The following is an 8,177-nucleotide window of genomic DNA, read 5'->3' as shown; positions in this document are numbered from 1 at the left end:
ACCTCACCGTCACCCCCTCCGCCTGGTCACTCTTCCTTCTGGGCGAGAAGGAACGCCTGCGGGACCAGTGACTCACCGCGCCCCTCCTCCGGCTCCTTGACCGTGGTGGAGCGGAGGGCGAACCCGGCCGCCCCGAGCAGCTCGGTCATCCGCTCGGGGCGGCGGCGGTGGAAGTCGAGGACCACGTCCCGGCCCCACGGGCGGNNGGCTCGTCGCCGACCTGGAAGGCGAGGAGGAGCCGTCCGCCGGGGGCCAGGACACGGTGGAACTCGGTGAACAGGGCCGGGAGTTCGTCCACGGGGGTGTGGATGCTGGAGTACCAGGACACGACCCCGGCCAGCGAACCGTCGGCGTCGGGAAGCGCGCGCATGGAGCCCTGCTCGAACCGCAGAGCGGGATGGGCGCGGCGGGCGACGGCGACCATGGCCTCGGAGAGGTCGAGGCCGTAGACGGACAGGCCCAGGCCGGCGAGGTGGGCGGTGACCTCGCCCGGCCCGCAGCCGAGGTCGGCGACGAGCCCGCCGGGGCCGACCTGCTCGGCGAACGCCGCGAGGACGGCCCGCTCCAGCGGCCGGTCGGCGAGGGGGTCCCGGAAGTGCGCGGCGTAGTCCTCGGCGATGGCGTCGTAGAAGATCTGGGTGTCGGTCATGGGCAGGGACCGTAGCCGACCCCACTGACACTCCCTTTAGGCTGCTGCCCTTGGCCAACGCATCACAGTGGGGGGTTTCGGCCGATGGATCAGGCGACGGAGGTCTTCCAGCCACTCCAGGCGGACGACCCGCCCGTGGTGGCCGGCTACCGGCTCGCCGCGCGGCTGGGCGCGGGCGGTATGGGACGGGTCTACCTGTCCCACACGCAGGGCGGACGGCCGGTCGCGATCAAGGTCGTACGGCCGGAGCTGGCGGACGATCCGGACTTCCGGCGACGGTTCCGGCGGGAGATCACGGCGGCGCGGCGGGTGCGGGGGGCGTACACCGCCGAGCTGATCGACGCCGACGCGGACGCCGTGCCGCCGTGGCTGGCCACGCTGTACGTGCCGGGGCCGTCGCTGGCGGAGGCCGTCGCACGGCGGGGGCCGCTGCCGGTCGCGGCCGTGCTGTGGCTGATGGCGGGGGTGGCCGAGGCGTTGCAGGCGATCCACGCCGAGGGGATCGTGCACCGGGACCTGAAGCCGTCGAACGTGCTGCTGGCCGCCGACGGGCCCCGGGTGATCGACTTCGGTATCGCGCTGGCCGCCGACGGGACGGCCTACACGGCGACCGGGGGCACGATCGGCACGCCGTCGTTCATGGCGCCGGAGCAGGCGGCCGGGGGCGAGGTGACGGCGGCGACGGACGTCTTCGCGCTCGGGCAGACGGCCGCGTTCGCGGCGCTGGGCAGGGCGCTGTACGGCGACGGCCCGGCCGTGAACGTGCTGTACCGGATCGTGCACAGCGAACCCGACCTCGACCTGCTGCCCGAGCCGCTGCGTCCGCTGCTCGCCCGGTGCCTGGCCGCCGACCCGGCGGAGCGGGCCACTCCGGCGGAGATCGTGGAGTGGTGCAGGCAGCGGCTGGGCGCGGACGCCGACGCGGGCGGGGGACCGGCGGTGTGGCGGGAGATCACCGGGCCGGAGGTCGTGGTCCCGGGCCCGGTGCCCGAACCGACCCCGGCCTACCCGCAGCCCCCGGTGCCGGCGCCCACCCCGGCGTACCCGCACCCGCCGATGCCCGCGCCCGCCGCGACCTACCCGCAGCCGCAGTACGGGTGGCCGCAGCCCACGCCGGAGGAACGCAAGGCCCGCCGCCGGCGCGCCGCGCTGATCTCGGCCGCCGGTGTGGCGGGCGGCGCGCTGCTGGTGGCGCTGCTGGCGTGGTCGGTGATGGAGGCGAAGGGCCGGCTCGACGACCGGGACACGGCGGCGTCCAGAACGTCCACGACGGGACCGTCCGCGCGGTCCTCCTCCTCGGCGTCCGCGTCGGGCGAAAAGTCGGATTCCTCGTCCGATTCCTCGTCGGACTCCTCGGGCACGTCCGGCTCGGGGACCGGTGACGCCGGGACCTCGGCCTCGCCCCGCAACCCGCGCCCGGAGGGCTTCGCCGCGGTGTGGCTGGACGCCAAGAACTCGTTCAGCCTCTCGGACAAGGACCCCAAGGCGCGGAAGGACCGCAAGGGCGACATCCGCTTCGACTGCCAGACGCTCGGCTGCCGGCTGAAGAGCGACAGCGTCGTGTTCATGCAGATGTACGGCGGCCCGGGCACCACGCTCGACGACTGCCGTCTCATGCTCAACACCAGCACGCAGAAGCACGACTGGGGCCTGTCCGGGGCGGCGGCCGGGACCGAGTTCTGCATGAAGGACGACAAGGGCAACATCGGGCTGTACGTGATCCAGACGAAGTCCACCGCGATGCCGGACCTCGCCTTCCTCTCAGGCGACCTGACCATCTGGCGAAACGCCGCCTAGCCGGTGAGGAGGAAATGCGCGCTCGCTGCAAGCGCGGCACTGACCGCCATCCTCTTGGGAGGGTGCTCTCAGGGGAGCGACGAGAAGGCTGACGTCCGCGACGAGCGAGCCGTCAAGCAGAGCGTCGAGCAGGCGTCCAGCGAGATCCTCGACATCCTGGCTGTGCAGGGCAAGGTGACCCGGTCGGGCGCCATCGCCACACCCTGCACCTCCTACCCGGAGGAGGACCAGGTACATCGCATGCGGCACCCTTGGAGCGTCTACGGTGTGCCGGGCGGCGACCTCGAAAAGGCCATGGACCGCCTGCGCTCGCAGCTGCCGGCCAAGGGCTGGAAGATCGTCAAGGACGGTCCCGACAAGAGTCGGGCGAAGCTTCCGCAGATCGTGGCCAACTCACCCGACGGCCGTCTCTCCGCCGATCTCCGCCTGTGGCGGGAGCCGGCCGACAGCGGGCGCTCGTCCATGATCGAGATCACGGTGGTGTCCGACTGCTTCCGGAGCAAGCCCGACGGCACGACCGGGTCGGGCTGACAACGACCTAGCGGTGGCAGTCGCGGAGGCAGACCCAGAGGCGGAACAGCAGGCCCCTGTGGCGGACCTCACCGAGTACCCGCCCGCTTCCTCCCAGCGGGCGGGCGCACAGGGCGCACTCCATGGCCATCTGCTGGCGGGGCCGGAGCCGGGCGACGTCGGGGAGGGACGGCTGCGCCGGGTCGGGGCTCTTCATGCGTCGGCGGGTGCCTCGCCGGGCTGCACCCGGTGCCGGGGCAGCGTCCGCCGGGGCGGTCGGGTGAAGGTGATCTGCCGCACCACCTGCTGGAAACAGGTCAGCGAGGCGAAACTCGGCAGGGCCGCGGCGGCGGTGTCGATGAGGTTTTTCGGTGCTTGCGCGACACACAACGCCATGGCGATCACCGAGAAGACCAGGAGTACGGTCCACGAATGGAACGCGCGGCGCTGGTGCAGGGCCGCCCGGAGAATGGAGAGCGACGCCACCAGCCAGGGGCCGAAAACCAGGAGGGGCCACCAGGAGACCACGTCGCTCGGCATGCGCGACGCCGCCACGAACCGCAGCGGGTCATAAGAGATCAGACCGCCGAAGATGCTGACCGCGGACGCGATGACGGCCACCATTGCGGCGATGAAATAGCTGGCGACCCGAATGGCGCTCGGATGCTGCCGGGCCCGGACCTTGCGATGGCCCCGGGGAGAAGTCCTCACGGTTTTCACCGGAGGTAACTCCGCGGTGATTTCCACCAGGGCGTCGCGATGGGTCATCCCGTCCGGCTCCGCGAGGTGGTCCTCCGCGCGTGCGGCCGGGATCCTCGGCTGCTCCTGGATGGCGTCCCGCAGCATGTAGGCCAGCTCTTCCGCGGGGTCCCAGGCCGAGTCGGGGGGGATCAGGGGCGTCCCCAGGTACTCGCCCATGTACTCAGGATGCATGACCGGCCGCCCAGCGTTTCGAGACCTGGCTTTCCAGGGAGGTCATCGCGTCCATGAATTCCTGGAGAATCTCCTCGGTCACCTCCAGTGTGACGAGGAGACCCCCCTTCATCAGAACTCCCTTGGCGGGTCCCGTGCCCTTCGGCGCGGGCAGATACGTGTGGGAGCCCAGCCGCACGGATCGCCTCGGAGTCGAATCCTTCGTCATGTTGCGAATAACCGCCGCCATTTGGTCATGGATGCGCGGCGAATGGGTGAAGGATTAGCCGGACAAACACCTTGTTCAGGAATAAGCTATCCGTAGGGCTTATAGGCAGCTGTATTAAGAGATCCCTAGGAAAGCCCCGCCAGCCGCAGCAGCGCCGTCGTCGCCGCCGCGGCCAGGACCACCACCGCGAAGGGGGCCCGGCGCCAGGCCAGCGCGGCGCCGACCAGGACACCGGCCGGGCGGGCCCAGCCCGCGAAACCGCCGGACTCGGTCAGCGCGCCCGTGGCCAGCAGGGCGACCAGCAGGACCACCGCGCCCGCGGAGGCCAGCTCCTGGACGCGCGGCGGGATCGTGACCCGGCCGTGCAGCACCGGGCCGACCAGCCGGAAGGCGTACGTGCCGACGGCCAGGGCGAGGATCACGGCGATCGTGGCGTTCACGCGGCGGCTCCCTCGGCGGCCGGACGGCGGTGCAGGAACAGGCCGGCGAGGGCCAGCAGGACCGGGACCCCGGCGGGGACGGCGGGCGTGGCGGCGAGGGCCAGGGCGGCGCCGAGCAGGGCGCACCGCCGCACCCGCGCGTCGGCCCGGAGGGCGGGCAGGACCAGCGCGACCAGCACGGCCGGGAAGGCGGCGTCCAGGCCGTAGCGGGCGGTGTCGCCCAGGGCGCTGCCCGCGAGCGCGCCGGCCAGGACGCCGATGTTCCACACGGCGAACAGGCCGAGGCCGGAGATCCAGAACGCCCGCCGGCGGTCCGCCGGGTCGGACTGGGCGAGGGCGAAGGCGACCGTCTCGTCCGTGACCAGGTGCGCGCCGAGGAAGCGGGAGGCACGGCCGGTGCCGAGGATCTCGGCCACGGCCAGGCTGAAGGCGGCCGTCCGGGTGTTGAGCAGCAGACCGGTGGCCACCGCGGCGACCGGCCCGCCCCCGGCGAGCAGCACGCCCACCGCGCTGAACTGGGCCGATCCCGCGTACACCACCAGTGACATCAGTACCGGCACCCACACCGGCAGCCCGCCGGCGACGGACACCGCGCCGAAGGAGACCCCGACGATCCCGCTGGCCAGCCAGACCAGCGAGCTGTCGCGCAGAAGTGAGCGGGAGGTGTCCGTCGTGGGTGTTCGCTGTATCGAACGCATGTTTTCTACAATGGACAGCAGCGCGCCTGTCCGTCAAGGCGAACGATCGTACCGATGGAGCGAACGAACATGTCCGAGGTACCCGCCCGGCTCCCCATGGAGTGGATTGCCGCGTCCCTCAAGCGCGAGCGCGGCCGTGCCGGTCTGTCCCTGTCCGAGCTGGCCAAACGCGCCGGGATCGCCAAGTCCACGCTGTCCCAGCTGGAGGCGGCGCACGGGAACCCGAGCATGGAGACCATCTGGGCGCTCGCGGTCGCGCTCGGCGTGCCGTTCAGCGCGCTGGTGGAATCGCCGGCGCCCGGCGTGCAGGTCATCCGGGCCGGCGAGGGGCCCACGGTCCACTCGGACCGGTCCAGCTACCTGGCCACGCTGCTGTCGGCGAGCCCGCCCGGGGTGCGCCGGGACATCTACTACGTGTGGCTGGAGCCCGGGACCGTACGGGACTCCGAGCCGCACATCCCGGGGACGGTGGAGCACATCGTGGTGACCGCGGGCACAGTGAAGGCGGGGCCGCGGGGCGAGGCCGTGGAACTCGGATCCGGGGACTACATGTCGTACCGGGGAGACGTATCTCACTCGTACGAGGCGCTCGCCGCCGGGACCACGTTTGTCCTGGTCATGCAGCACATGTGAGCGCGGGTGAACGCACGGTGAACGGGAAAAGGCAGGAGCCCCGTCGCCGGATGGCGCGGGGCTCCTTGGGTACTGCGCTAGGCTGCGATCAGTTCTCCCGAGTCGGTCAGACCGGGGTGACGTTCTCCGCCTGCGGGCCCTTCGGGCCCTGGGTCACGTCGAAGCTCACCTGCTGGTTCTCTTCGAGGGAACGGAAACCCGTGGCGTTGATCGCGGAGTAGTGAACGAAGACGTCGGGGCCGCCGCCCTCCTGGGCAATGAAGCCAAAGCCCTTTTCGGCGTTGAACCACTTAACGGTTCCGGTAGCCATAAGCCCTCCTTGGGCTCACAAAGGGTTGCCCTGCTCCAGAACCTGCAAGTGTGAAACGGTGCTGCACAACTGCATACTTCTGAAAACGACGAGAGCCCGCGGTTACATGCTCCGCAGGCTCTGTACTGCAAGGGAAACCAAACTGCAACTTGCGGCGAGCCTAGCACGCGGGCAGCCGAAAGCAATAGAGGGCAAGATCACTTCACCCGGATGTTTGAACGTCCGCTAGCCCGTTTGGGGGTGGGGTCGGTCCGAGCACCGTACCGCACGGGGTCTAGTCTCGCGATGTGGACAATTCTCGCACCCGGCCGCGTGTCGGCCACATCCAGTTCCTGAACTGCCTGCCCCTCTACTGGGGGCTCGCGAGAACCGGCACGCTCCTCGACTTCGAGCTGACCAAGGACACCCCGGAGAAGCTCAGCGAGCAGATCGTGCGCGGCGACCTCGACATCGGGCCCGTCACCCTGGTCGAGTTCCTGCGCAACGCGGACGACCTCGTCGCCTTCCCGGACATCGCCGTCGGCTGCGACGGCCCGGTGATGTCCTGCGTGATCGTCTCGCAGGTCCCGCTGGACCGGCTGGACGGCGCCCGGGTCGCCCTCGGCTCGACCTCGCGCACCTCGGTCCGGCTCGCCCAGCTCCTGCTCGCCGACCGGTACGGCGTACAGCCCGACTACTACACCTGCCCGCCCGACCTCAGCCTGATGATGCAGGAGGCGCAGGCCGCCGTCCTCATCGGCGACGCCGCCCTGCGCGCCAACCTGCTCGACGGCCCCCGCTACGGCCTCCAGGTGCACGACCTCGGCGCGCTGTGGAAGGAGTGGACCGGCCTGCCGTTCGTCTTCGCGGTGTGGGCGGCCCGCCGCGACTACGTGGAGCGCGAGCCGTTCATCACCCGGAAGGTCCACGAGGCCTTCCTGGAGTCCCGCAACCTCTCCCTGGAAGAGGTGCACAAGGTCGCCGAACAGGCCGCCCGCTGGGAGGCCTTCGACGAGGCCACCCTGGAGCAGTACTTCACCACCCTCGACTTCAGCTTCGGCGCCCCGCAGCTGGCGGCCGTCGCCGAGTTCGCCCGCCGGGTCGGGCCGACGACCGGCTTCCCGGCCGACGTGAAGGTCGAACTGCTCCAGCCGTAACCCGTTGCCCGCCCCGTCCCCGCCCGTCACTACTGTGTCCGCGTCGACGCACGCGCCGGGCGCACACGCCGGGTACCAGACGGGGAAGGACGGGGAACTCCCGCCATGGAGATACTTCAGCCGGACGATCCGCGGGAGTTGGGCAGCTACCGGATGCTGCGCAGACTCGGAGCCGGCGGCATGGGCCGGGTGTACCTGGCGCGTTCGCCCGGCGGCCGGACCGTCGCCGTCAAGGTCGTACGGCCCGACCTCGCCGCCGACACCGGCTTCCGCGAGCGCTTCCGGCACGAGGCCGAGATCGCCCGGGCCGTGTCCGGCCCGTACACGGCCGCGGTCGTGGACGCCGACCCCGAGGCGCCGCTGCCCTGGCTCGCCACCTCCTACGTCCTCGGGCCCGACCTGACCGACGTGGTCGCCGCGCACGGGGCGCTGCCCGAGCACACCGTGCGCGCGCTCGGCGCCGGGCTCGCCGCCGCGCTCCAGGAGATCCACGCGGCCGGGCTCATCCACCGCGACCTCAAGCCGTCCAACGTGCTGCTCGCCGCCGACGGGCCCCGGGTCATCGACTTCGGCATCGCGCGGGCGGTGGACGGCACGCGGATGACGCAGACCGGGGTGGTGGTCGGCTCGCCCGGCTACATGCCCCCGGAGCAGGCGATGGGCAAGGACGTCGGCCCGGCGGGGGACGTCTTCTCCCTCGGCGCGGTCCTCGCCTTCGCGGCCACCGGGCGCAGCGCCTTCGGCGACGGCGCCGCCTCGCACGCGGCGCTGCTCTACCAGGTCGTGCACGGCGAGCCCGAGCTGACGGACGTTCCGCGCTCCCTGCTCGGCCTGGTCCGCGCCTGCCTCCAGAAGGACCCGGC

The 8,177-nt window shown here is 71.5% G+C and carries 11 protein-coding genes and 1 pseudogene; 5 read left to right on the top strand and 7 right to left on the bottom strand.

All coding sequences use genetic code 11. The features are described from left to right. Positions 1-26: 26 nt before the first annotated feature. Positions 27-649, bottom strand: a pseudogene (locus tag CCN44_RS22380) (class I SAM-dependent methyltransferase). Positions 650-733: 84 nt separating this feature from the next. Here CCN44_RS22380 and CCN44_RS22375 point away from each other — a divergent pair. Both CCN44_RS22375 and CCN44_RS22370 read left to right on the top strand, forming a co-directional pair. Further along, positions 734-2,446: a serine/threonine-protein kinase gene (locus CCN44_RS22375; RefSeq protein ID WP_059251882.1), complete on the top strand. Its 1,713-nt coding sequence runs from the start codon at positions 734-736 to the stop codon at positions 2,444-2,446. Positions 2,447-2,500: 54 nt separating this feature from the next. After that, positions 2,501-2,977: a hypothetical protein gene (locus tag CCN44_RS22370; protein ID WP_059251884.1), complete on the top strand. Its 477-nt coding sequence runs from the start codon at positions 2,501-2,503 to the stop codon at positions 2,975-2,977. Positions 2,978-2,984: 7 nt separating this feature from the next. Here CCN44_RS22370 and CCN44_RS22365 read toward each other — a convergent pair whose 3' ends face one another. The 5 genes from CCN44_RS22365 to CCN44_RS22350 form a co-directional block, all read right to left on the bottom strand. Further along, positions 2,985-3,173: a hypothetical protein gene (locus CCN44_RS22365; protein WP_059251886.1), complete on the bottom strand. Its 189-nt coding sequence runs from the start codon at positions 3,171-3,173 to the stop codon at positions 2,985-2,987. Next, positions 3,170-3,874, bottom strand: coding sequence for a DUF2637 domain-containing protein (locus tag CCN44_RS22360; protein ID WP_308406459.1), 705 nt, complete (start codon positions 3,872-3,874; stop codon positions 3,170-3,172). Before CCN44_RS22360 ends, CCN44_RS22365 begins: the two co-directional genes overlap by 4 nt. A gap of 4 nt (positions 3,875-3,878) precedes the next feature. Then, entirely contained in the window at positions 3,879-4,001 is a 123-nt protein-coding gene (locus tag CCN44_RS47425) for a hypothetical protein (RefSeq protein ID WP_260335474.1), read from the bottom strand. A gap of 221 nt (positions 4,002-4,222) precedes the next feature. Continuing rightward, complete coding sequence (locus CCN44_RS22355; RefSeq protein WP_059251890.1) at positions 4,223-4,537, bottom strand: AzlD domain-containing protein; 315 nt, start codon at positions 4,535-4,537, stop codon at positions 4,223-4,225. Further along, complete coding sequence (locus CCN44_RS22350) at positions 4,534-5,235, bottom strand: AzlC family ABC transporter permease (protein WP_086698934.1); 702 nt, start codon at positions 5,233-5,235, stop codon at positions 4,534-4,536. The genes CCN44_RS22355 and CCN44_RS22350 overlap by 4 nt, the downstream gene beginning before the upstream one ends. Positions 5,236-5,304: 69 nt before the next feature. On the opposite strand from CCN44_RS22350, the gene CCN44_RS22345 reads away from it, so the two are divergent. After that, positions 5,305-5,868 (top strand): helix-turn-helix domain-containing protein, encoded by a 564-nt coding sequence (locus CCN44_RS22345; protein WP_086698930.1) that lies wholly within the window; start codon positions 5,305-5,307, stop codon positions 5,866-5,868. Positions 5,869-5,974: 106 nt separating this feature from the next. Here CCN44_RS22345 and CCN44_RS22340 read toward each other — a convergent pair whose 3' ends face one another. After that, complete coding sequence (locus tag CCN44_RS22340; RefSeq protein ID WP_004984723.1) at positions 5,975-6,178, bottom strand: cold-shock protein; 204 nt, start codon at positions 6,176-6,178, stop codon at positions 5,975-5,977. 287 nt (positions 6,179-6,465) lie between these two features. Here CCN44_RS22340 and CCN44_RS22335 point away from each other — a divergent pair, with 287 nt between their 5' ends. Beyond that, positions 6,466-7,314 carry a menaquinone biosynthetic enzyme MqnA/MqnD family protein gene (locus CCN44_RS22335; protein WP_059251894.1) on the top strand — a complete coding sequence of 283 codons (849 nt, stop codon included), beginning with the start codon at positions 6,466-6,468 and terminating at the stop codon, positions 7,312-7,314. A gap of 105 nt (positions 7,315-7,419) precedes the next feature. Next, the coding region (locus CCN44_RS22330) for a serine/threonine-protein kinase (RefSeq protein WP_143649910.1) at positions 7,420-8,177 on the top strand (758 nt) is incomplete at its 3' end.

It is taken from the genome of Streptomyces tricolor (assembly GCF_002155905.1).
In the GTDB taxonomy this organism is placed as follows: Bacteria; Actinomycetota; Actinomycetes; order Streptomycetales; family Streptomycetaceae; genus Streptomyces; species Streptomyces tricolor.
This window is presented reverse-complemented; position numbering and strand designations above follow the sequence as displayed.